The sequence below is a fragment of the Mitsuaria sp. BK037 genome, from assembly GCF_014193045.1.
GTDB lineage: Bacteria > Pseudomonadota > Gammaproteobacteria > Burkholderiales > Burkholderiaceae_C > Roseateles.
Map to the genome: position 1 here is coordinate 307,008 of NZ_JACHYS010000004.1, position 22,411 is coordinate 329,418.

General features: G+C 70.1%; 19 protein-coding genes and 1 pseudogene. 4 read left to right on the plus strand and 16 right to left on the minus strand.

The genetic code is table 11. From position 1 onward, the window contains the following. Positions 1-75: 75 nt before the first annotated feature. Both FHT37_RS22325 and FHT37_RS22330 read left to right on the plus strand, forming a co-directional pair. Positions 76-561 (plus strand): thioredoxin family protein, encoded by a 486-nt coding sequence (locus FHT37_RS22325; protein WP_091724904.1) that lies wholly within the window; start codon positions 76-78, stop codon positions 559-561. A gap of 201 nt (positions 562-762) precedes the next feature. Next, positions 763-1,593, plus strand: a complete 831-nt coding sequence (locus tag FHT37_RS22330; protein ID WP_091720566.1) for a transposase — start codon at positions 763-765, stop codon at positions 1,591-1,593. Between the two features lie 174 nt (positions 1,594-1,767). On the opposite strand, the gene FHT37_RS22335 is transcribed toward FHT37_RS22330, so the two are convergent. The 8 genes and pseudogenes from FHT37_RS22335 to FHT37_RS22365 form a co-directional block, all read right to left on the minus strand. Beyond that, positions 1,768-2,244 (minus strand): hypothetical protein, encoded by a 477-nt coding sequence (locus FHT37_RS22335; RefSeq protein WP_183484747.1) that lies wholly within the window; start codon positions 2,242-2,244, stop codon positions 1,768-1,770. 191 nt (positions 2,245-2,435) lie between these two features. Next, positions 2,436-3,809 carry a bifunctional UDP-N-acetylglucosamine diphosphorylase/glucosamine-1-phosphate N-acetyltransferase GlmU gene (glmU, locus tag FHT37_RS22340; RefSeq protein ID WP_183484748.1) on the minus strand — a complete coding sequence of 458 codons (1,374 nt, stop codon included), beginning with the start codon at positions 3,807-3,809 and terminating at the stop codon, positions 2,436-2,438. A 154-nt stretch (positions 3,810-3,963) separates the two neighbouring features. Further along, positions 3,964-4,605 carry a DUF4136 domain-containing protein gene (locus tag FHT37_RS22345; protein WP_091720579.1) on the minus strand — a complete coding sequence of 214 codons (642 nt, stop codon included), beginning with the start codon at positions 4,603-4,605 and terminating at the stop codon, positions 3,964-3,966. 248 nt (positions 4,606-4,853) lie between these two features. Further along, the gene (ttcA, locus tag FHT37_RS22350; RefSeq protein ID WP_183484750.1) at positions 4,854-5,849 is read right to left on the minus strand and encodes a tRNA 2-thiocytidine(32) synthetase TtcA; all 996 of its coding nucleotides are present in this window, start codon (positions 5,847-5,849) and stop codon (positions 4,854-4,856) included. A 106-nt stretch (positions 5,850-5,955) separates the two neighbouring features. Then, positions 5,956-6,324, minus strand: a complete 369-nt coding sequence (locus FHT37_RS25520) for a dihydroneopterin aldolase (RefSeq protein WP_254783363.1) — start codon at positions 6,322-6,324, stop codon at positions 5,956-5,958. A gap of 84 nt (positions 6,325-6,408) precedes the next feature. Beyond that, a pseudogene (locus tag FHT37_RS22355) lies at positions 6,409-7,389 on the minus strand (FAD-dependent oxidoreductase); the annotation flags it as partial. Positions 7,390-7,608: 219 nt separating this feature from the next. Further along, a complete protein-coding gene (locus tag FHT37_RS25730) occupies positions 7,609-8,271 on the minus strand; it encodes a response regulator transcription factor (protein WP_183484754.1) in 663 nt (220 codons plus the stop codon). Positions 8,272-8,420: 149 nt separating this feature from the next. Beyond that, positions 8,421-9,251, minus strand: coding sequence for an APH(3') family aminoglycoside O-phosphotransferase (locus tag FHT37_RS22365; RefSeq protein ID WP_255489908.1), 831 nt, complete (start codon positions 9,249-9,251; stop codon positions 8,421-8,423). 142 nt (positions 9,252-9,393) lie between these two features. On the opposite strand from FHT37_RS22365, the gene FHT37_RS22370 reads away from it, so the two are divergent. After that, positions 9,394-9,843 carry an NUDIX hydrolase gene (locus tag FHT37_RS22370; protein ID WP_183484756.1) on the plus strand — a complete coding sequence of 150 codons (450 nt, stop codon included), beginning with the start codon at positions 9,394-9,396 and terminating at the stop codon, positions 9,841-9,843. Positions 9,844-9,851: 8 nt separating this feature from the next. Here the strand turns inward: FHT37_RS22370 and FHT37_RS22375 are convergent, their stop codons facing one another. From FHT37_RS22375 to FHT37_RS22400, 6 genes are all read right to left on the minus strand, one after another. Next, positions 9,852-10,373 carry a GNAT family N-acetyltransferase gene (locus tag FHT37_RS22375; protein ID WP_183484758.1) on the minus strand — a complete coding sequence of 174 codons (522 nt, stop codon included), beginning with the start codon at positions 10,371-10,373 and terminating at the stop codon, positions 9,852-9,854. A 62-nt stretch (positions 10,374-10,435) separates the two neighbouring features. Then, positions 10,436-11,110, minus strand: a complete 675-nt coding sequence (locus tag FHT37_RS22380; RefSeq protein ID WP_091720606.1) for a sulfite oxidase heme-binding subunit YedZ — start codon at positions 11,108-11,110, stop codon at positions 10,436-10,438. A 70-nt stretch (positions 11,111-11,180) separates the two neighbouring features. Next, the gene (gene msrP, locus FHT37_RS22385) at positions 11,181-12,173 is read right to left on the minus strand and encodes a protein-methionine-sulfoxide reductase catalytic subunit MsrP (RefSeq protein ID WP_091720610.1); all 993 of its coding nucleotides are present in this window, start codon (positions 12,171-12,173) and stop codon (positions 11,181-11,183) included. Positions 12,174-12,360: 187 nt separating this feature from the next. Beyond that, a complete protein-coding gene (gene ccsB / locus FHT37_RS22390; RefSeq protein WP_183484760.1) occupies positions 12,361-13,779 on the minus strand; it encodes a c-type cytochrome biogenesis protein CcsB in 1,419 nt (472 codons plus the stop codon). Position 13,780: 1 nt separating this feature from the next. Then, positions 13,781-15,919 (minus strand): cytochrome c biogenesis protein ResB, encoded by a 2,139-nt coding sequence (locus tag FHT37_RS22395; RefSeq protein ID WP_254783165.1) that lies wholly within the window; start codon positions 15,917-15,919, stop codon positions 13,781-13,783. A 126-nt stretch (positions 15,920-16,045) separates the two neighbouring features. Further along, entirely contained in the window at positions 16,046-16,636 is a 591-nt protein-coding gene (locus FHT37_RS22400; RefSeq protein WP_409072721.1) for a c-type cytochrome, read from the minus strand. 506 nt (positions 16,637-17,142) lie between these two features. On the opposite strand from FHT37_RS22400, the gene yihA reads away from it, so the two are divergent. Continuing rightward, on the plus strand, positions 17,143-17,847 hold the full coding sequence (yihA, locus tag FHT37_RS22405; RefSeq protein WP_255489974.1) for a ribosome biogenesis GTP-binding protein YihA/YsxC: 705 nt from the start codon (positions 17,143-17,145) through the stop codon (positions 17,845-17,847). Here the strand turns inward: yihA and FHT37_RS22410 are convergent. Both FHT37_RS22410 and FHT37_RS22415 read right to left on the minus strand, forming a co-directional pair. Then, a complete protein-coding gene (locus tag FHT37_RS22410) occupies positions 17,823-20,174 on the minus strand; it encodes a patatin-like phospholipase family protein (protein WP_183484765.1) in 2,352 nt (783 codons plus the stop codon). The genes yihA and FHT37_RS22410 overlap by 25 nt on opposite strands. A 91-nt stretch (positions 20,175-20,265) precedes the next feature. Further along, positions 20,266-22,347, minus strand: coding sequence for a DUF1631 family protein (locus tag FHT37_RS22415; protein WP_183484768.1), 2,082 nt, complete (start codon positions 22,345-22,347; stop codon positions 20,266-20,268). Positions 22,348-22,411 lie beyond the last annotated feature (64 nt).

Below are 22,411 nucleotides of genomic sequence, written 5' to 3' on the forward strand. Positions count from 1 at the left end.
CGAAGCCCGTCTTTGTACCCGAAGCCGGGCCTCAGCTTCGTCGCGGTCTTGCCGGTGGTGGCAAACTCCGACGCCATGAAACGCCGCACCGCCACCCAGCTCTTCGCCGCCGCGCTCGTCGCGGCGTCCGCCACCGCGGTCCACGCCGCCGACGCCGCTGCCGGCGGGCCGGGCCCGTACGACGAACAGGCCGACGCCCGCGCCGACATCAACACCGCCGTCGCCCGCGCCGCCAAGGAAGGCAAGCAGGTGCTGGTGGTCTACGGCGCCAACTGGTGCAAGGACTGCCTGGCGCTGAACAAGGGCTTCGGCCAGGGCCACCTGGGCGGTGCGGTCGACAAGCGCTTCGTCACGGTCAAGGTCAATGTCGGCCGCTTCGACAAGAACGTCGACCTCGCCAACCAGATGGGCGTGACGCTGAAGAAGGGCATCCCCACCGTCGCGGTGCTGGGCGCCGACGGCCAGGTGCTGGGCACGACCAAGGGCGGCGAGCTCGCCGATGCGCGCAACATGGGCGAGGACGCCGTGATGCGGGTGCTGGAATCGCTGGGCAAGTCCTGAGCGCAGCCTTCGCGGGGCGCGGACCCATGCATAGGCAGGCATCCGGTTCCAGGCTTTGCTGTTGAGTCCTGACCCCCGATAGCGCTCTGGCTATCGACCGGGGGACGCGGGCCCCGCGATCAGGGGTCAAGTCTTGCGCCCGTGGCCGCGACAGCGGTCCGGGCGCTTGTCTTTTGTGCGGTCTTCGCCTAGTTATTGGGCATGGCCAGGCCGCTTCGCATCGAGTTCCCCGGCGCCGTTTATCACGTGGCGACGCGTGGTGATGCGTCCGTGTTCGCGGATGACGAGGACAGGCTGGCGATGCTGGGCCTGATCGAGCAGGCCGCCCAGCGCTTCGATGCCCAGGTGCTGGCCTACGGGCTGGGGCGCGAGCATTACGAGCTGCTGCTGTTCACGCGGCAGGCGAATCTGTCGCGATTGATGCGGCATCTCAATGGGGTGTATACGCAGGCGCACAACCGTCGGCATGGGCAGATCGGGCATGTGTTCCAGGGGCGCTTCAAGGCGGTGCTGGTGGATCGGGAGCATCTGCTGCTGGATGCCTGCCGGTATGTGGAGTTGATCGGGCGGCGCGCCGGGTTGGCGTCGTCGCCGGCGGCGTGGCGCTGGAGCAGCCTGCAGGCGCATGCGGGGCTGGTGGCGGCGCCGGAGTGGCTGGAGGTCGAGGGGCTGTGGACCAACGTGCTGGGGCGCGTACCGCAGAACGCGGCGGATCGGCGCAAGGCGGCGCAGCGCTACCAGGCGATCGTGGAGTCGGAACCGGATCTCGATATCTGGGGGCAGTTGCGGCACCAGATCTTTCTTGGGGATGCGGCCTTCGTGCAGCGCACCGTGCGGCAGAGCGAGCATCCGCCTCGTACCCCACGCCCAAGACGCTGGGGCGACTGGCTCAAAGCCTCCGCCAGTCGCGAAGAAGCGCTCTACCGAGCCCACACCGAAGGCGGCCAGTCCATGACTGCTCTCGCCCGCGAACTCGGCTTGTCGGTTTCCCGCGTCAGCCGCCTCATCTCCTGCCACGAACGGCAGCGCTAAAAGGCTGCCACTCGTCGTTGCAAATGCTCGCCATAGCCCCGCTATGGCTGCGCTTTGCGCCTAGATTGGCAGCCTTTTAGCGCTGCCGTGGCGGGCGAAAGGCCGTGGCGGGCGAAAAGCCGTGGCGGAAGGCCAGTGGCGGTTGCCGAAAGCCCGTGGTAGGGCGCGACGGAGTCAGTGCAGCGCGTGAGCGGGCGCCGCAGGGCATGCGGCGATCGAGGCGTCGGATTCGGTGGCTTCGTGCCACGCGGCGGTCGTCAGGTCACGGGCTGCGCTCAGCTGATGACAGAGTTCCGCCACGCCCAGACCATCGGCCTCGCCTTCCGGCAGCGGCAGCGCCGAGACCTCGCTCGGCAAATCCGCCAGCGCACCCAACAGCTGGAACAGCAACTCCAGATCAGGCGCTGCATCCGGCGTCTGCTGCTGACGCGCCAATCCCAGGCTCCGGCACAAGTAGAAGCAGGCATCCGCCGCCTGATCGCACATCGCGTGCGACATCGCCAGTTGCTCCAGCGCCTCGGCACGAGCCGCCTGCGCCGCCGGATCCTCGGAACCATCCGCCAACGCATCCAGCGCGGCAGACGCCGGCGGCACGACCGTCACGTCGTCATCCTGGGGCAGCAGCAGAGCAGCAGTTTTGGAGTTCGCCATAAGGATTCAGCTGGGAACAGCGGGTCAGCCGGTCAACGGAAAGGATCCTAGGGAAGCCGTGGCAAACGCGCCTCCCGCAGCTTGGGGGGAACGCCAACCCGGCAAACGCCGTGGATCTCAATCCCGTGAACTTGTCACACTTCGTGACACGAATGGCAGAGCTTACGCAGTTCCTGGCCTATTTGGGTGAATCACTTCACCTTCTTGGGGCGGGACCAGCCGGAAATCACGGTTTGTCGGCCGCGCGCCACAGCGAGCCCGCCCGGCTCGACGTCCTTGGTGATGGTGGAACCTCCGCCGATGGTGGCGCCGTCGCCCAGGGTGACCGGGGCCACCAGCACGCAGTTGGAACCGACGTGCACGTCCGCGCCGATGGTGGTGCGGTGTTTGTTGGCGCCGTCGTAGTTGGCAGTGATGCTGCCGGCGCCGTAGTTGACCCGCTCGCCCACCGTGGCATCGCCGAGGTAGGCCAGGTGATTGGCCTTGGCCCCCTTGGCCAGCGTGGAGTTCTTGACCTCGACGAAGTTGCCGATGTGGACTTCGGCGCCCAGCCGGGCACCCGGGCGCAGCCGCGCGAAGGGGCCGATGAGCGCGCCCTCGCCGACGCTGGCGCCAGCGGCCTCGCCGTCGATGTGGGTGAACTCATGGATGCGGGCGCCGACGCCGATCGTGGCGTTGCGGATCACGCAGTTGGCGCCGATGCGCACGCCGTCGCCCAAGGTGACCTCGCCTTCGAAGACGCAGTTGACGTCGATCTCGACATCCTTGCCGCAGTGCAGCGTGCCGCGCAGGTCGAAGCGCGAAGGATCGGCCAGGCGCACGCCGGCAGTCATCAAGGCCTCGGCCTGCACGAGCTGGAAGCGGCGCTCCAGGTGCGCCAGCTGGGACGGGCTGTTGACGCCCAGGACCTCGGTCTCGTCCGCGGTCTTCACGCCGACCACCGGCACGCCCTCGGCGACCGCCATCGCGACGATGTCGGTCAGGTAGTACTCGCCCTGCGCGTTCTTGTTGTCGAGCTGGCCGACCCAGCGCTTCAGCGCCTCGGTCGGCGCGGCCATGATGCCGGTGTAGCACTCGCGGAGGCGGCGCTGCTCGTCGCTGGCGTCCTTGTGCTCGACGATGGCCTTGACCTGCTCGCCATCGCGCACGATGCGGCCGTAGCCGGTGGGATCGGCGTATTCGATGGTCAGCAGCACCAGCCGCTCGCCGCCGCAGGCCTCGACCAGGGCACGCGTCGTGGCGGTGCTGATGAGCGGGGTGTCGCCGCTGAGGATGAGCGTGCTGCCGCCGGCCGTGAGCGCCGGGACGGTCTGCTGGATCGCATGGCCGGTGCCCAGCTGCGGCTCCTGACGCACGAAGCGCACGCCTTCGCCACCGATGGCCGCCTCGACCTGGTCGGCGCCGTGGCCGGTGATGACGATGCGCGCGTCCGCCTGCAGGGACGCGGTGTTGGCCAGCACGTGTCGCAGCAACGCGCGGCCGGCCAGCTTGTGGAGCACCTTGGGCAGGCTGGACTTCATGCGGGTGCCCTTGCCCGCGGCCATGACGACGATGTTCAGCGACATAAGAAAAATCGCGGTTCCCTGTTGGAGAGACCGCGATTATCGGGGTCGCCCGCGACGCCCCTGAGGGCGGCGCCGTGACCGGTTGTCGCCGTTTGTTGGCACCGGCGGCGGGCGCCGTCCGCGGCGACCCACCGGGGTCCGGCGCCCGAAGGCCTTACTTGGAAGGCGTCAGCTGCACGCTCACGCGGTGCGGCTCGGGGCGGGTGGCCGGGAAGTCGGCCATCGAGGCCTCGAACAGCGCGCCGAACAGCTCCTTGCCGCCCTCGGTGAAGCCGTCACTGGAGGCGCGGGCCTCGTACAGCGGCTCGTTGGACTTGCGGTCGCGCAGCAGCATGGCGACTTCGCGGTCGTAGCGGCGCTCCATCATCGGGTCCATCGGGTAGGCGTAGCCCCAGCGGCTGTAGTACGGCCGCCAGGCCGGGCCGTAGCGCCAGCCCCAGTAGCTGCCGTTCCAGCGCCACCACAGCGGGTCGTCCCACGGCGCGGTGGCGGTGCGGGTGATGCGGGCACCGAGCGACACCAGCACGTCCGCCGCCTTCGGATCGCTGGCCTCGGTGAAGCCGGCCTTGAGCAGCGCGCCACGGGCGGCGTCCTCGAGCGTCGCCTGACCCGCGGCGTCGCGTTGCTGCGAGGGCAGCCGCTCGAAGGCGAAGGTGCCCGCCTGCCGGGCGGCGGGCCAGGAGCCGAAGCTCTGGGCATCGGCCGAAACGGAATTGAGCGAGGCACACGCGGTGAGCGACAGCACGGCTGCCGCGCCGAGGCTCGCCAGGGCCAGTCGACGATTCAAGGTGAACATGGAAACCTCCAGGTCAAATGCCGCTGACGGTCGTCAGCCGGGGCAGTTGCCGCGCCCGGTGACGCCAGTACGCGGCGTGACGGTGCAACGATTGTGGCCTCGCGCGGTTGACCCGTGTGTGGGCGCCGCGTGACGGCACGGTCAATGCGGGGTATCTCTTCGTATGGAAGCACGAAGCCGGCGTGCGGCATCACTGCTACGGTCGCTAGCCCTCACGCATGAACCGTTGTCACTCCAGCGATGGGCGCTCACTCGTCGGCGGCCGGATAGGCCTCGCCGGCGTCGTCCAGCGGTGCCGGGGCTTGCCCGGGGCGGACCAACTTGACGACGCCGGTGGCCGGCGCCGGCGTGCCGCACTGCTCATCCTCATCAAACGCGATGTCCCCATCGGCGACCGGCGCCCCGGTGGCCTTGATCGTCTGGAACGGGAACAGCTCGCGATCCATCATGTGCGAGGTCACGATGTTCCCCATCGCGGTGAACATGTTGTCGACACGCCCCGGGAAGCGGCGGTCCCAATCCTGCAGCATCGCCTTCACCGTCGCGCGCTGGAGGTTGGGCTGGCTGCCGCACAGGTTGCACGGAATGATCGGGAACTCGCGGTGCTCGGCCCAGCGTTCCAGGTCCGACTCCTTCACATACGCCAGCGGCCGGATCACGACGTTCTTCCCGTCGTCGCTGACCAGCTTGGGCGGCATGCCCTTCATCCGGCTGCCGAAGAACATGTTCAGCATCAGCGTGGTGACGATGTCGTCGCGGTGGTGGCCCAGCGCGATCTTGGTCGCGCCCAGTTCCCCCGCCACGCGGTACAGGATGCCGCGACGCAGTCGCGAGCACAGCGAGCAGGTCGTCTTGCCCTCCGGCACCAGGCGCTTGACGATGGAGTAGGTGTCCTGCTCCTCGATGTGGAAGTCCACGCCGCGCGACTTCAGGTAGGCCGGCAGCACGTCCTCCGGGAAGCCGGGTTGTTTCTGGTCGAGGTTGACGGCGACGATGTCGAACTTGATCGGCGCGCGGTCGCGCAGGTTGATCAGGATGTCCAGCAGCGAGTAGCTGTCCTTGCCGCCGGACACGCAGACCATGACCTTGTCGCCGTCCTCGATCATGTTGAAGTCGGCGATCGCCTGGCCCACCTGGCGATGCAGGCGCTTGCTGAGCTTGTTCATCTCATGCGCATGCTTCTTGGCCGCGGCGTCCGCGGCGGCCAGGTCGAGGCCTTCAAGGGTGGTGGTCGAGTCGGTCATGTTCTGTCCTCAATGTATTCGTCAAGCGGGGCCTGCGGAACCGGCACTGCCGGGCCGCCAGGCCCGCCCCCTTGAGGGGGCGCGCGTCAGCGCGTAGGGGGTGGTCCTACCAGGTGCCACATTCGGCGGAGATCGCGACCTGGCAGTCGGGGAAGATTTCGAGCTTGGTCACCTTGATGCGCACGCCCACCACGCCCGGCAGCTTCATCAGCCGGACGCTGAGCTTGCCCAGCAGGGCCTCGAGCAGGTCGGTGTGTTCGGCGGTGCACTCGTCGATGATGATCGCGCGCACGCGGCGGTAGTCCAGCACGTGGCCGATGTCGGCATCGCGCGAGACGATGGTCTGGGCGCCGAGGTTCACTTCGGCGTCGACCTGGATCGGTTGCGGGCCCTCGCGCTCGAAGTCGAGCACGCCGAGGTTGGCGCCGAAGCGCAGCCCGTTGATGTGGATGACCTGGCGGTTGTTGCGGCGCAGCGCGGGCGGCGGCTGCGACTCGCGCAGCGGGCGCAGGAAGGCCTCGATCTGCTTGGCCGCGACGACGCCGTCGCCCAGCGCGGTCTGCACGCAGGGATGCTGGCGGCCGCTGGCGTCGCCGGCCACGAACAGGCCCAGCACGCCGAAACGCGGTTCGTCGCGGAAGGGCTGCGAGGGCGCGGTGACGCCGGCCCGCTGCAGCGCATCGGCGACCTTGAGCCAGGCGGAGGGCTCGGGCTCGTAACCGAGCAGCACCGCGACATGGTCGAACGCTTCCTCGCCGTGCGCCTTGGAGGTGACGACCACCCCTTCGGCCGAGGCGGTGACCGCGGTCGGCAAGGCTTGAGCGGGACGGCGGCGCAGGCCGGGCAGGCTGTCCAGCTGCTGGACCAGGTGGCTTTGCGCGCGCCACTCGGAGCGCGACCAGAGCGTGACCGCATGGCCGCGACCGGCGAGGTACAGCGCGTTCTCGACGGCGTTGTCGCCGCCGCCCAGCAGCAGCACCTTGCCGGGCGGCAGACGGTCGCGGACCGCCGTCAGCTCGACCGCGTCGAGCACCCGGTCGTGGCGGTCGCTGGCGGGGTACAGCGGCGCCGGATGGCGCGGCGTCAGGCCGGTGGCGAGCAGCAGCGCGCGGGCGCGCAGCGGGCGCAGGCCGGCCGCGTCGCGTGCGCCGGGGGCGTCGGCGGCATCCGGCGCGTTGACGGCGAAGGCCGGGCCGCCGTCGAAGTAGAGCGTCCAGCCCTGTTCCGCCTGCCAATCGAGGTGGTGGATCGTCTGGTCCGTCAGCGCGTGCACGCCGGACTGGGCGGTGATGTGGGCCGCGTAGCGCTCGCCCAGCTCGGCGAGCGACTCGCCGGGCGCGCCGAGCAACCAGTCCTGGCGGTACTCGAGCGGGCGCAGGCTGTCGCACAGGCGCGGGGCGCGCTCGATCAGCGCGACGCTCAGGCCCAGCTGGGTCAGCCAGCTGGCGGCGCTGCATCCGGCCGGACCGCCGCCGACGATGGCGGCATCGACGAGCGCGGGCAGGCTGGCGGGCAGGCGGTCGGGCGAGTTCTGGGACATGGGCAGGCGTGGCGTCGGCCGGCGGGGCGCCGGCGCAGGGAGGCCGGTCAGCCCGGCCCGGGCCCGGCGAGGCGGCGTCCGCCATCCCGAGCAAACCGGGGATTATCCCGGATGAGCGCCGGAAACCGCCATCGGGGGCCTTCTGCGGACGCGACGGGGCGCCAGCCGGTGACGCGTGTCACGGCCGACCGGGTCGGATCTCCCGACCGGCCCGCGCGCTCAGAGCACCGCGCTGTCGGCCGCGAGCAGGCCGCGCTCCCGCGCGATCGTGGCCGCCTGGGTGCGGGTGGCGGCGGCGAGCTTGCCCAGGATGCCCTTCATGTGTGTCTTCACCGTGCCGGCCGAGATGTCCAGCGCCAGCGCGATCGCCTTGTTGCTCTTGCCGTCGGCGACCAGGCGCAGCACCTGGCGCTCGCGGCCGGTGAGGCGGCAGCGCGTCATGCTGTCGGCGACGCGCCGGGCGGCGAGCGCGCTCAGGTAACGCGAGCCGCGCGCCAGGTGCCGCACGCCGGCCACCAGTTCCTGCGACGCGCAGCCCAGCTCGACATACCCGTCCACGCCGGCCTCCAGCGCGCTGCGCACGTCCTGTTCGCGGTCGTGGGCGGTGAGGACCATCACCCGCGGCGCGGAGGTCTCGCCCAAGCCGGTCGCGCGGTCGGCGTCGTCGCTGGCGCGCAGGGCGGCCAGCGCCATGGCGCGGGCGTAGTCGGCGATGACGACGTCGGTCCGTCGGCCCGCGCGCGCGACGCCCGGCAGCTCGATGCGGTCGTCGAGGACGTCGATGTCCCCCTCGCGCGACAGCAGGCTGGCCAGGCCGGCGGCGACGACGGGGTCGGAATGGGCGACCCGCACCTGGATGCGGGCGAAGGCGGCATGGAACACGGCGGGCGTCCTTTCTACTCGGTCCTGCGGGCCGCGCGCCGAGCGTCGACCCCGGGCGCAAGGGTAGGAGCGCGACGCGGCCGCCGACATCCTGCGTTGGTATAGGTCGGCTCAGCCGGAGGCAGGGGCGGCGACAGCGCGCCGCGGCCTCAGAAGCACTCGTCCAGCAGCAGATGGAACTCGAGCTTGCGTGCGTCAGGCGCGGTGATGCCGTAGGCCGAGAAGAAGACCTCGCCCAGCGCCGGACCGAACTCGTCGAGGCCGTTGGCTAGGATCGCGAGGTCGCGATAACGGTCGGCGATGCCGGCGCGGCCGACGTCGATCACGCCGGCCACCTCGCCCTCGGCGCTCATCAGGAGGTTGTCGAGCGAGAAGTCACCGTGGCTGACGACGCGGTCTTCCTCCAGCGGCAGCAGGTCGCCGAGCGCGCGCCACACCTGCTCGGGCGTCCAGCCCTGGCGCGCGTCGTCGAAGTCGTCGGCGTCGATCAACCCGGCCTCGAGCCGCTGGCGGGCGAGGTCCAGTTGCAGGCGGTGGCTCGCGCTGAACGGGCAGGTCTCCACCGGCAGCGCATGCAGGCGGCGCAGGCAGCGCCCGATCGACGCGACGATCGCCGGCGCGCGATCCGGCGCCGCTTCGAGCCATTCGTAGGCGGTGCGGCCGGGCAGGGCCTGCGTCAGCAGCCAGGCGGTCCCGCCCGTTGCCTCGAAATGCGCGATCGCCGGCACGGGCCAGCGCCCGCTGAGCCAGCGCAGCCGGGCGAATTCATCGACGATGGCTGTTGCGGCTTCCCCATCGCCGTGCTTCAGGTAGAGATCGGGCGAGCCCTCGCGCCGCAGCCGATGCACGAGGGCGCCGGCCTCGCCGACCAGATTGCGGTGCCACTCGCGGCCTGCGAGCGCCCCGGCCAGCGACGGTGGCAGCGACGGCGCGGAAGCGGGCATCTCACGGAGGTCGTCGGTCTCGGCGTCGTCGGTCATGTCGCGTGAAGGAGAGGCGATCGCGCGAGTATCGGCGTGTGGCACGCACAGGCCGGAGGACACGGTAGGCGCCTCGCGCAGAGAATCGCCGCCCATGACCGCTCCGACTGCTCAGACCGATTCGACCGTTCCTCCAGCCTCGATGCGACGTCGCCCTTCGGCGCGACTGCTCGTCCTCGATCCTGAGGGCCATGTGCTGCTCTTCCGCTTCGTGCACAAGACTGGCCCGATGGCGGGTCAGGACTTCTGGGCGACGCCGGGCGGCGGCGTCGAGGATGGCGAGAGCTTCGCCGAGGCCGCGATCCGCGAGCTGCGCGAGGAGACGGGAATCGTCGTGCGCGAGATCGGCCCGGCGATCGCGTCGCGCGACTTTGAACTGCTGCTGCCCGACGGCGAACGCGTGTGGGCGCAGGAACGCTTCTTCGTCGTACGCGTCGCCGATCGGCGGCTGTCTCGCGAGGGCTGGACGGCGCTGGAGCAGGAGGTGATGGCGGATCACCGCTGGTGGTCAGCGGAGGAGCTGGCGTCCACCACCGAGACGGTGTGGCCGGAGCGCCTGGCCGACTTGCTGCGGGCGGTCGAGCGCCGGTAGCGACCGGCTCAGCGACCGGGCGCTCGGCGCTCGAAGTGCAGCATGTCTTCCCACTCGTCGTGGAGCTGGAAGCTGCGCATGGATCGGCCGAACTCGGTGAAGCCGTTGTGTCGCAGGACCTTGAGCGAGCCGAGGTTCCCGGCTCGTGCTTTCGCCTCGATCCGGACCAGGCCGAGCTCGTCGAAGGCCTTGGCCAGCACCAGCTTCACTGCCTCCTTCGCATGGCCCCGGCCATTGGCCCGCTCCGCGATCCGGTAGCCCAACTCGCACGAGTGGAAATGCCTGCGGCGCACATGGCTCAGGTTGATGCGTCCGACGAGCTCGCCATCCGCATCGCGGATCAGGTACTGGTGGCCGATGTCGGCAGCGGCCTCCCGCAGCGCGGTGGCGACGGCGGCCTCGATGCCGCCCGCGTCGTAATAGGCCGGCGGCCGGGCATTGATGTGCGACTCGAAGAACGCACGGTTGTCGATTTCGAAGCGACGCAGCGCGACGACGTCGCGCTCGGAGACGGGGTGCAGGCTCAGCATGAGTCAACGGCGGCCGAAGTCGCCGAGCATAGCGGCGTAGCGACCGCGACCGCCGCGCCCGTTCAGCGCTTCATCCGCCGAAACGCCCGCCATCCCAGCAGCACCGCCAGGATCGAGCCATAGACCAGCGGCTCGGCGAAGTTGTTCTTGCCGGCGCGCATCCAGATGAAGTGCATCAGCCCGACGATCGCGATCGCGTACACCAGCTTGTGCAGCGCCTGCCAGCGCGGCGCGCCCAGTGCCTTGATCGCGCGGTTGAACGAGGTCGCCGCCAGCGGCACCAGCAGCAGCCAGGCGGTGAAGCCCATCAGGATGAAGGGCCGCTTGCCGATGTCGCGCAGGATGTCGGCCAGGTCCAGCCCCTTGTCCAGCCAGCCGTAGGCCAGCAGGTGCAGGCTGGCGTAGAAGAAGGCGAACAGGCCCAGCATCCGGCGGAAGCGCGCCAGCGCCGGCTGGTTCGTCCAGGTGCGCAGCGGCGTCACCGCCAGCGTGATCCACAGCAGGCGCAGTGCCCAGTCGCCCAGGCCGCGGATCAGCGTCTCGGCCGGGTTCGCGCCCAGCCGCTCGGTGAAGGCGCCGAAGACGTACCAGGCCAGCGGCAGCAGGCACAGCAGGAAAAGCACGACCTTGGCCGCCGGATGCAGCAGCGGATGACGCCTCGCCGGCGCGCGGCGCGCGGCAGCCGGCGCCGTCGCGGAGGTGGACGTGGCAGCGGTGGAAGGGGGAACGGAGGTCATCGGTGGATGCAATGGCGATGGCCGGCGGCGGCGTCCGGTGGCCGCGGTGGGGCCGGGCGGCGCGCCGCGCTCAGAAGTTCTTCTTCAGGTCCATGCCGGCGTACAGCTGCCCGACCTGCGCCTCGTAGCCGTTGAACATCAGCGTCGGGCGGCGCTTGGCGAAGAGGCCGTCCTCGCCGATGCGGCGCTCGGTGGCCTGGCTCCAGCGCGGGTGGTCGACCGTCGGGTTGACGTTGGAATAGAAGCCGTATTCCTGTTGCGCCGCCTTGGTCCAACTGCTCACCGGCTGCTTCTCGACGAAGCGGATCTTGACGATGGACTTGGCCGACTTGAAGCCGTACTTCCAGGGCACCACCAGCCGCAGCGGCGCGCCGTTCTGGTTGGGCAGCACCTCGCCGTACAGGCCGAAGGCCATCAGCGTCAGCGGATGCATCGCTTCGTCGATGCGCAGGCCCTCGACATAGGGCCAGTCCAGCACGCCCGAGCGCACGCCCGGCATCTGCGCCTTGTCGGCCAGCGTCGTGAACTCGACGTACCTGGCCTTGCCGGTCGGCTCCGCCTTCTTCAGCAGCTCCGACAGCGAGTACCCCACCCACGGGATCACCATCGACCAGCCCTCGACGCAGCGCAGCCGGTAGACGCGCTCCTCCATCGGGGCGACCTTGAGCAGGTCCTCCAGGCCGAAGCGGCCCGGCTTGGCGCACTCGCCCTCGATGACCACGGACCAGGGCCGCGGCTTCAGCGTGTGGGCGTTCTCCGCCGGGTCCGACTTGTCGGTGCCGAACTCATAGAAGTTGTTGTAGGAAGTGACATCCTTGTAGGCGGTCAGCTTCTCCATGACGGTGGCGCCCGCGACGGCGCTCTTCGCGCCGGGCAGCTTCGCCAGCTTGCCCGGGCCCGCCGTCTGGGCCTGGACGCCCGCGGACAGGCCGCTCAGGCCGATCCCGGTCAGGCCCAGCGCGCCCGCCGTCTTCAGCCAGTCGCGGCGGGCGTCGTGGACCTCGCGGGGCGTGATCTCGGAAGCGGGGATGCGCTGGCCGTCGCGTGGCTTGTGGAAATGCATGGCTGACCTTCGGGGGGAGGGAAGCCTCGCACCTTACGCCGCCTGCTGCGGGATTTCATGAGATCGCGCTTAAGTCCCCTCGTTCAGGGCCCGGAGGGGACCCGGCGCGTGGCGCGGCCTACCTCGAAAGAAGGAGGGCGGCGTGGACTCCTCGCCCGACGCCGCCCTCGATCGTGGCCGTGCCGCCTTACAGCGTGCCGTAGGAATGCAGGCCCGACAGGAACATGTTGACGCCCAGGAAGGCGAAGGTCGTGACCAGCAGGCCGATCAGCGCCCACCAGGCGCTCACCACGCCGCGCAGGCCCTTCATCAGCCGCATGTGTAGCCAGGCCGCGTAGTTCAGCCAGACGATCAGCGCCCAGGTTTCCTTCGGGTCCCAGCTCCAGTAGCCGCCCCAGGCCTCGGCGGCCCAGAAGGCGCCCAGGATGGTCGCGATCGTGAAGAAGGCGAAGCCCAGCGCGATCGCCTTGTAGGCCAGGTCGTCCAGCGTCGACAGCGCCGGCAACCGCGCCGTCAGCGGGCCGCGCAGCGCGACGCTCGCCGCCAGGAACACCGCCACGCCGGCCATCTTGCCGGCCCAGCCGTTCAGGCCGGCGGCCAGCTCCGGCGACACGTTCGCGCCGAAGCGGAAGGCCAGGAGCACCGCCACCAGCCCCACCGGCACGCCGATCAGGCCGATCACCAGCGCGCGCGGCGTCGCGGTCTTGAGCAGCGTCGCCAGCGCCACCATCGCCGCCATGGCGAAGCTGCCGTAGCCGATGAAGTTCGCCGGCACATGGATCTTCATCCACCAGCTCTGCAGCGCGGGCACCAGCGGCTGGATCTCATGCGCCTCGCGCGCCACCGTGTACCAGAGCAGGAAGCCGACCGCCGCGCTGACCACCAGCATCACGTAGGCGCCCAGCGCGCGCGTGGCGAAGCGCTGCTCGTAGTACAGGTACATCAGCGTCGTCAGCCAGGTGAAGAGCACGAAGACCTCGTAGAGGTTGCTCACCGGGATGTGGCCGATGTCGGGCGCGATCTGGTGGCTCTCGAACCAGCGCACCATCGTGCCGATCAGCGCCATGCCCACCGCGCCCCAGGCCAGCCGGGTGCCGATCGCCTCGGCCGCGCTGTGGCCGCCGGCCTTCTGGAAGAAGCCCAGCCAGTAGAAGAGGGTGCTCATCCAGACCAGCACGCTCATCCACAGGATCGCGCTCTGGCTGGACAGCATGTACTTCAGGAAGAAGACCTTGTCGGCCGCGGCCAGGTCGGCGCCGAAGTCGTCGGTCTGCCGCAGGTAGAGCTGGATCGCGAACAGGCTGGCCGCGCCGACGATCAGGCACAGCGGCCGCAGCGGCCGCCAGAACCAGCCCAGCGCGATCAGCGCCGGCGCCGCGCCGGCCAGGATGCCCTTCTCGTAGACGTCCATCGACGCGTGATAGCGGCTGAACGCGAAGCCCGCGCCGATCAGCACCAGCGCCGCGAAGATCCAGTCGAACGCATTGCGGCCATGGAAGTAGCCGCGCCGGCCGATCACCAGCGAGCGCTGCGGCGTCGCCTCGTGCGCGCCCGGCAGCTGCGAGGGCAGGGCCGACGACTCGGCGGGGGAGTAGGTGCTGTTCATGTCAGGCCTCCTCATGCAGCAGCCGCTGCTTGAGCGCTTGGAATTCGACGGGCAGGTCGGGCGAATCGCGGTTGCTGGACAGGGCCATGCGGACCCGGGTCTGTTCGCTGCGTCCCGGCGCGGCCTCCAGCCACAGCCACAGCCGCCGCTCCTTGACGTAGAGCATCGCAAACACACCGACGATCAGCAACACGGCGCCCAGATAGACCAGGGTCTGTCCAGGGGCGCGGGTCACCTGGAACACGCTGGCCTGGACCTGCTGGAAGTCGTCCAGCTGCATCAGGACCGGCGCGGGATAGAACATCGCGTCCGACAGCGACAGCACCGCCTGCGTCATGAAGGCCTGCGTCGCGTCGCCGGGCGTCGGCTTGGGACGGCCCAGTTGCTCCTCGGCCTGCTTGTGCAACTCGAACAGGCTGCCGTTGAGGATGCGCAGCAGCACCTCGGACACGCGGGCGCGCTCGGGCTCGGGCACCTCGCGCTCGATGAACTGCGACAGCGCCGGCAGACCGCCCAGCGCCGCGCCCTGCGCGGGCGCATCGGCCTTCAGGCCCTCGGCGCCGGCGAACAGGGTCAGCGTGCGCAGCGCCGTGGCCTCGAGCTGCGCCTGCATCGCCGGCTTGTCGGGCGGGCTGGCGCCCAGCGCGTACTGCCGCGCCGCGAGCAGCCGCTGCGCCGGATCGGCCAGCACGCGGCGCAGCGCCAGCCAGCTTTCCATGCTGTCCTTGCTGTCCACCGGCACGCGCAGGTAGCGGAAGTTGTCGGCCAGCGTGTCGCGCACGCCGAGCAGGTAGACCCGGTGGCCCTCCAGCTCCAGCGGCAGCATGTAGTTGTTGTACTCGCGCGCCTGGCCGCTGGCGTCGCGCAGCTTGTAGCTGAAGGACGGGCCGACGTTGCGCAGCGTCTTGCGGTCGCTGACGTTCGCGCCCGAGCCCAGGTGCTGCTCGAGCCGCCCCACCAGGTCGACCTTGCGCACGTCGGTGCCGGCCTGGTCCTTGCCGTCGTTGGCGAAGTTCTCGACGTTGATGACGCGCAGCCCGGTGAACTCGAGGCCGTAGGACTCGCCGTCCACCGTCAGCGTCGTCGTGCCGTTGACCTTGGCGTCCAGCGGCGTGTCGTGCGGCGACTGCAGCGAGCGCAGCTTGAGCTTCATGCCCGAGCCGCCGTCCTCGAAGCTGCTCTGGTAGAGCGTGACGCCGCGGTAGGTGACCGGCTCGTTGACCTTGACGGTCGCCTTCGTCGACGAGCCATCGCGGCGGTCGTGGATGACGATGTCGCTCGCGAACAGCTTGGGCATGCCGGTCGCGTAGTACTCGACGATGAATTTCTTCAGCTCGACGTCGAAGGGCAGGTCCTGCACCACCACGCCGGTGGGCATGGACAGCAGCGCGGTCGACGAGCGGCTGCCCTCGGGCACGAACAGGTTGCCGCGGAAGCTGGGATTGGAGGTGCCCAGCCGGTTGACCGCCGTCATCTGGTTCAGGTCGGCGCCCTGGTAGATCTGCTTGCCCTGCGCCCACATGATCGCGCGCACGATCAGGTTGCCGTCGAGCAGCCCGCCCAGGCAGATCAGCACGATGGCCGAGTGCGCCGCCAGGTAGCCGATCTTGTGCGCCGCGCCCTTGCGTGCGCCGATCATCACGCCGCCGGTGCGCACCTGCGCGCGGGCCTTCCAGCCCTCGGCGGCCAGCCAGGCGTTGACCTGGCCCAGCGCCGCTTCCGGATTCATGTGCAGGTAGCCCAGCGCCTTGAGCTTGAAGGCCTGGATCGACTGCTCCCGCATCGTCTCCTTGTAGGTCTTCAGGTCGCGCAGGATCCTGGGCGTGTGCCGCGCGATGCACAGGCTGGTCGACACGACCAGGAAGCCCAGCATCAGCAGGAACCACCAGGCGCTGTAGACGGTGTAGAGGTCGAGCTTGCCGAACAGCTCCGACCAGAACGGCCCGAACTGGTTGACGTAGTTCGTCATCGGTTGCTGCTGCTGCACCACCGTGCCGATCACGGAGGCGATGCAGATCACCGTCAGCAGCGCGATCGCGAAACGCATCGACGCCAGCAGCTCCATCGCGTCGTCGAGCGCGACACGGGCCGCCACCTGGGCGGCGGGCCTGGGGGGACGGTCGGGGGACTTCTCGGTCATGGCCGGCATTCTCGTTGCCCGGAACGACGAATCGGGCGAGGGCCGGCAAAAACGAAGGCCGGTGATCGGATCACCGGCCTCGTTCGTCGGCACCTGCCCCGAAAGGGGCGTGGCGGAGACGGCCGCTCAGCGCAGGCCGGCGATGTAGTCGGAGACCGCCTTGATCTCGCGGTCGCTCATCTTCGCGGCGATGGCCAGCATCTGCGGGCTGTTGGGCCGGCCGCCAGCGCGGAACGCGGTCAGCTGGGCCTCGGTGTAGTCGCTGTGCTGGCCGCCCAGGCGGGGGTACTGCGCGGGGATGCCGGCGCCGTTGGGGCTGTGACAGCCGGCGCAGGCGGGCACCTGCTTGTCGGCGATGCCGCCGCGGTAGATCTTCTCGCCCAGGGCGATCAGTTCCTTGTTCTTCGCGAAGCCGGGCTTGGCGCCCTTGCTGGCGTAGAAGGCCGAGACGTTGCGGATGTCGGCATCCGACAGCGGCGCGGCCATGCCCGACATCACCGCGTTCTTGCGCTTGCCCGACTTGAACTCGTGCAGCTGCTTGGCCAGGTAGTCGGCATGCTGGCCGGCGATGATGGGATTGGCGGGACTGCCGCGGGAGCCGTCCGCCGTGTGACAGGCGGCGCAGACTTGAGAGCTGATGGCCTGGCCCTTGGTCAGATCGGGCTTGGTGGCTGCTTGCGGTTCGGCGGCGTTGGCGGCGCCGGACATCAAAACCATACTCGACAACAAGAAAGCGACAGTCTTCATGAATTGTTGAGGGTTGGGTGAGCGCAACCGTGGGATCTTACAATGGCACCTCTTTTGAGCCCCGCAGCGCGATGACCGATTCCAACAAGAAACCCGCTCCCGCGGCCCCAGGGAAACCCGCAGGCCGTGGTGCGGGACGCGCAGGGGGGGCGAAGAAGAAGCCCGGTCCGGGCAAGACCGGCCAGCGTGCCGCAGCCAAGGCGCGTGCCAAGGCCAACGAGAAGCTCAAGGCGCAAGGCCTGCCCCCGCCGGTCAAGCCGGCCAGCACCGAACCGCTGACGGCCGGCAAGCGCGCGCTGGCGTGGACGCACACCGCGCGCTTCCTGACGACCGCCAGCCAGCTCAAGCATCTGCCCGTCAACGGCGTGCTGCCCGCCGAGGCCCAGGCCCGCGCCGAGGCCGCGGGCGACGACGAGTTCGACGAATTCCTGGACGACGCCGACGTCGGCGCACCCGAAGGCGACGCCGGCTCCGCGCTGGCGAGCGAGGGCGAGGCGCTCGCGCACGACCTGGCCCCGCGCCAGCTGCCGGAGATCGCCTTCGTCGGCCGCTCCAACGCCGGCAAGTCGACGGCGGTCAACACGCTGGCGCAGCAGAAGCGCCTGGCCTTCGCCTCCAAGACGCCGGGCCGCACGCAGCACATCAACCTGTTCGCGGTGGGCCCGCGCGACGCGCCCGATGCGCTGTTCGCCGACCTGCCGGGCTACGGCTACGCCGCGGTCGCCCGCGACGCCAAGCTGCGCTGGCAGCGCGTCATGGCCGATTACCTCAGCCAGCGCGAATCGCTGTCGGGCGTGGTGCTGATGGTCGATTCGCGGCTGGGCCTGACCGATCTGGACAAGCAGCTGCTGGAGTTCGTCTCCGACCGCGTTACCGCCGGCGAGGTCAGCCTGCTGATCGTGCTGACCAAGGCCGACAAGCTCAACCGCAAGGAAGGCGCCGCGGTCCTGGCGCAGGTCGAGAAGGACATCGGCGTGCTGGCCACCGAGGACTCGGACATCCGCATCACGCTGTTCTCGGCGCTCAGCAAGCAGGGCCTGGAGGACGTGGCCGAGGTGCTCTACGACTGGGCCCACCGCGAGCCGGCGCTGCGATCGGACGATGAGGACGCCGACGCCGGCGCCGATGAGGACGCCGACGTCGACGCCGAGCCCGATCAGGGCCGGCCGATGAACACGTAGAGCGCGGTGCCGCCGCGCGGCGCGTAGCCGATGCCCACGTACAACGGACCCAGCCCCGTGTCCGAGCCGAGGAACACGCTGCTCGCGTAGCGCAGGTCCTTGATGTTGATGTCGCGGCGCGACAGCCAGGTGTTGCCGGCCTCGAGCGTGCCGCCGACGAAGAAGCCGCGGGACAGGAAGGGCTGGTCGTTCAGCCGCCGGTAGTAGGTCGCCCGTGTGAACAACAGCGAGTTGCCGCTGAGCTGGTTGGGGTTGTAGCCCGACAGTTGATGGAAGCCGCCCAGCGTGTAGCCGCCCAGGCCGGTGTCGTCGGGCTGCTGCGAACCGACCGCCCGCGCGTACAGGCTGACGGTGTGGCCGCCGAAGCTGCGCACCATGTTGCCGTCCATGTTCAGGCGCAGGAAACGGCCGCTGCTGAGGTTGCGGTTGTCCTGGCGGCCGCCCTGGGCCTCGACGGTGAAGCGGTAGCCGTGCTGCGGGAAGTTGGCGTAGTCCAGCTGGTCGACGACGGTGCGCAGGCGGAAGCCGCGCTCGTAGCTGGTCCAGCGCAGCTTGCCCATCGCGGGCGTGGCGACGGTGATCAGGTCGGGCTTGGCATGGCGGACCTGGCTGATCACGCCCAGCCGCACCTCGCCCCAGCGGCCCCAAGGCTGGCCGACGTCCAGTCCCAGCGTGCCGTCGCGCCGCACCAGCCGCGCCTGGCCCAGGCTGGCGTTGTCGGGGTCGTTGTCGTCATAGACGATCTGCTTGCGCTGGTTGGCCTCGGCCCAGGCGCTGACGAACCAGTCGTCGGCCACGCCGAGCTTGAGTCCGAGCGGGTGGTAGAGCTCGGTGTAGAGCCGCGGCGTTTCGCCGATGGTGATCTGGTTGCGCCACTCGGTGCCCTTGCTGGTCAGCCAGTGGCGGTTGTGGCTCAGCCGCAGGTTGAAGAAGCTGTCGCCGCCCGAGTCGGTGGACAGGTCCATGCCGACGCGGAAGTAGTTCGGCCCCCAGGGCTTGTCCTCCATGTTGAAGACCAGCGTCTCGCCGTCGGCGCGTTGCTCGACGTGGTAGTCGACGCGGTTGTAGTCGCCGCTGGAGGAGAGGAAGCGCATGTCGCGCTCGGCCGTCTCATTGTTGAAGACCTGGCCGGGCTTGGATTCGAGCTGGCTGCGGAAGCGCTCCGGATTGGTGTTGTCCGAGCCCTCCAGCTTGACCGCCGCGAGCACGACGGCCGGCGGCTTCAGCCCGATGCGCGCGAACTGCCAGTCGGCATAGGTCTTGTCGTCGACGGCATAGGCGCGCAGCTGCGGCAGCAGCGCCTGGGCCGCCTCCTCGCCGGCGCGGATGAAGTCGCGCGCCTTGTCGAAGTCGCCCGAGGTTAGCTTGCCCAGCTGCGGCGTGATGAGCAGGTCCTCGCCGGCGGACATGCTGGCGATCGAGCGCTGCACGTTCTGCTCGGTCAGGATGTTGATCATCTGCGCCGTCAGGCCGATCAGCGAGTTCAGCGTCTCGCGCCCACCCACCGGCGTGCCGACGTTGACGGCGATCAGGCGCGTCGCGCCCATCTCGCGCGCCACGTCCACCGGCAGGTTGTTGACCAGGCCGCCGTCGCCGAGGATGCGGTCTTCCCACTCGACCGGCGCGAACACGCCGGGCACGCTCATGCTGGAGCGCAGCGCCAGCGCCAGGTCGCCCTCGGCCAGGATGCGCTCCTGGCCGTTCTCCATGTCGGTGGCGACGGCGCGGAAGGGCGTCGGCAGGCGGTCGAACTGGCGCACGTTGCGCACCGGCAGCGTCAGCCGGCGCAGCAGCGCCTCCAGGCCGCGGCTGGAGAGGGTGCCGGTGGGCACGCGCACCTCGCCGTCGCGCAGGCCGAATTCGATCGTCGCGGAGAACTCGAAGTCCTCCTCCTTGCGGCGCTGCGACAGGTCCTGCCGATCGACGCGGCTGGCGAAGAGCCGGTCCCACGCGATCCTCGACAGCTCGCGATCCAGGTCCTCGGCGGACATGCCGCTGGCGTAGAGCCCGCCGATGATGGCGCCCATCGAGGTGCCGGTGACGATGTCGACGGGGATGTGCTCGCGCTCGAGCACCTTCAGCACGCCGACGTGGGCCAGCCCGCGCGCGCCGCCGCCGGACAGCACCAGCGCCAGCTTGGGCCGCTGCGCCTGGTCGGCGGCGGGCGTCGGCACCGGGCCGGGCGGCGGGTTGGGCGGCACGGTCTGGGCCAGCACCGCGGGCGCGGCCAGCACGGTCGCCAGCACGGCCGTCAGCAGCAGGGCAGGCAGGCCGGGAACACCGGCGAGGCGGAAAACGGCTCGGGAATCGCGGAACACGGCGGGCATCGACGGCGGACGGGGGACGGAACGCCCCGCGGCAAGCGCCCGGGGCGCGCGCATTGTGACCCGAACCGGCCCCGGCGGCCGGCCGTGTCCGTCAGCGGTCGTCGCCTTGGGCGGGCGCGCGGTCCAGGTCCAGCATCAGCGTGCCGATCGCGCGCTGCAGCAGCGGCGCATCCTCGAGCTGCGTGATCAGGCCGGCGGCCACCAGCTGCTCGAGCGCGCCGCGCGTCACCGAGTGGCGCTCCTCCGGCGCCTGGCCGATGAACAGGAACATCTGGCGGCTGTCGCTGATCCAGGCGATCTGCGCGGTGATCCATTCGCTCCGGTGGAACAGGTGGTACCAGCCGCCGATGTGCACGCCGGCGATCCAGTCCTGCAGCGCGGCCTGCGCGTGCGGCGAATGTTCCTCGCTGTAGAGCGCCACCGGCACGGTCGGCAACTGGCCGCGGTCGACCCGCTCGTAGGCCCAGCGCGAGGGCAGCTGCGATTCGCGCTCGTCCAGCAGCTGCTGCAGCAGCTCTTCCGGCGTCCGGGCCGGGCGGCGCGGACTCGGCGCCGCGGGCGCTGCCGGCGCCGCTTCCTCGAGCGCCGGCAGGCCGCGCAGCACGCGGCCATGCTGGCGCATCAGTTCGTCGAGGAAGGTCTGGCGCTGCATCGGCGGCAGCGCGATCGAGTCCATGCCGCGTTCCAGCGCCCGGACCAGGTCCGGCAACTGGGCGCGCAGCCGCTGGCGCGCCGCCTCGTCCGGCTGCGGCGACACGCTGTGCAGCAGCGCGTCGACCAGCTCGATCGAGGTCTGCGCCTCCACCGCGTCGCGGCCGTGCTGGACCATCGCATGCGCGATGACCTCGACCCAGGGCCCGAGCAGGAAACGCCGCATCAGCTTGCCGGCCTGCGCGTCGTCGAGCTGGTGCTCGAGCTGGTCGCGCAGCATCCGCTGCCACTCCTGCCGGCGCTGCTCGCGATCCAGCCGCTCCAGCGCCACCGCGCTGCGCTGGCCGCGGGCCTCGGCCTGGGCGCGGATGTGGCTGTCGACCTCGGTCAGCGCCTGCTGGAACTGCAGCGCCGAGGGATGGGCGCTGTCCAGCAGCGGCTGGATCACGCGCTCCAGGAATTGCAGGAAGGCCTTCAGGTCGACATCGTCCGGCCGCTGGAAACCCGCGCCGTGCGCGGCGATGCGGTTCAGCAGCTGCCAGGTCGGATGGTCCTGGCGCCGCAGCAGCGTCGCGTCGGCGCGGGACAGTCGCACGATCGCGACCTGCAGCCGGCCCATCAGCACCTTCAGCGGCGGTTGCAGGCTGTCGTCGGCCAGGATCTGGTCGTACAGACGCGACAGCAGGTCGGTGCCCGGCGCGCCGGTGCCGGGGCCGAGCCTGGGCGGCGGAGCGGCCGGCGCGGCGCCGGCGGGGCCCGGGTGCGCCATCGCCGGGGTCAGCTCGGCCGCGCGGGTGTTCATCAGGTCCAGCTTCAGCGCAACCTGGTCCAGCGTCGCGTTCTGCGTCGGCGTCTCGGTGATGCTCTTGAACTGGCGCCGCCGCAGGTCCGATTCCTTCAGCGCGGCGCCGTGGCTGGTGAGCATGCCGCTCAGCTGCGCCTGCCGCAGGCCCTGGCACAGCGAGGCGTAGATCGGCTGCAGCTTCAGCGCCAGCGGCAGCGCGGCCATGCGCATCAGCGCATAACGGCCTTCGGCATCGAGGTCCACGCCCTCGATCGCGCGGGACAGCGCCTGCGCGAACAGCGCAGCCCGCAGCGGGTTGTCGTTCTTCAGCGGCCGGGCGATGCCACGCAGCGCCGCGAAGAAATTGCCGAGCTGGTGGAGCTCGGCGCGCGACTGGTCCTCGATGGCGGTGATCACGTGCGCGATCGCGACGTCCTTCAGCGCCTGGCCCTCGTCGACCAGGCTCAGCGACAGCTCCCCGCGACCCGCCGCCTGCCGCTCGCGCTGCAGCGGATCGCCGCCTTCGCGCGCCAAGCCCAGCAGGCGACCCAGCGAGCCTTCGAGGTCGGACGCGAAGTGGGCGCGTCGCTTGGACCATCCGGCCAGCAACTGGTGGTGCTCCAGCCGGCTCTTGAGCTCGTCCTGCAAGCCGTTGTAGACCGCATGCGACAGCGCGGGCACGTGGGCGAGGGTCTCGTCGACCAGGCTTTGAAGGGAAGGCGAAGCGGCGTGGGCCATCGTTTGTGACAAGTTGTCAGCGCATTATGGTCGCCCCTGATTCAAGTGACATCCCCCAGGCCCG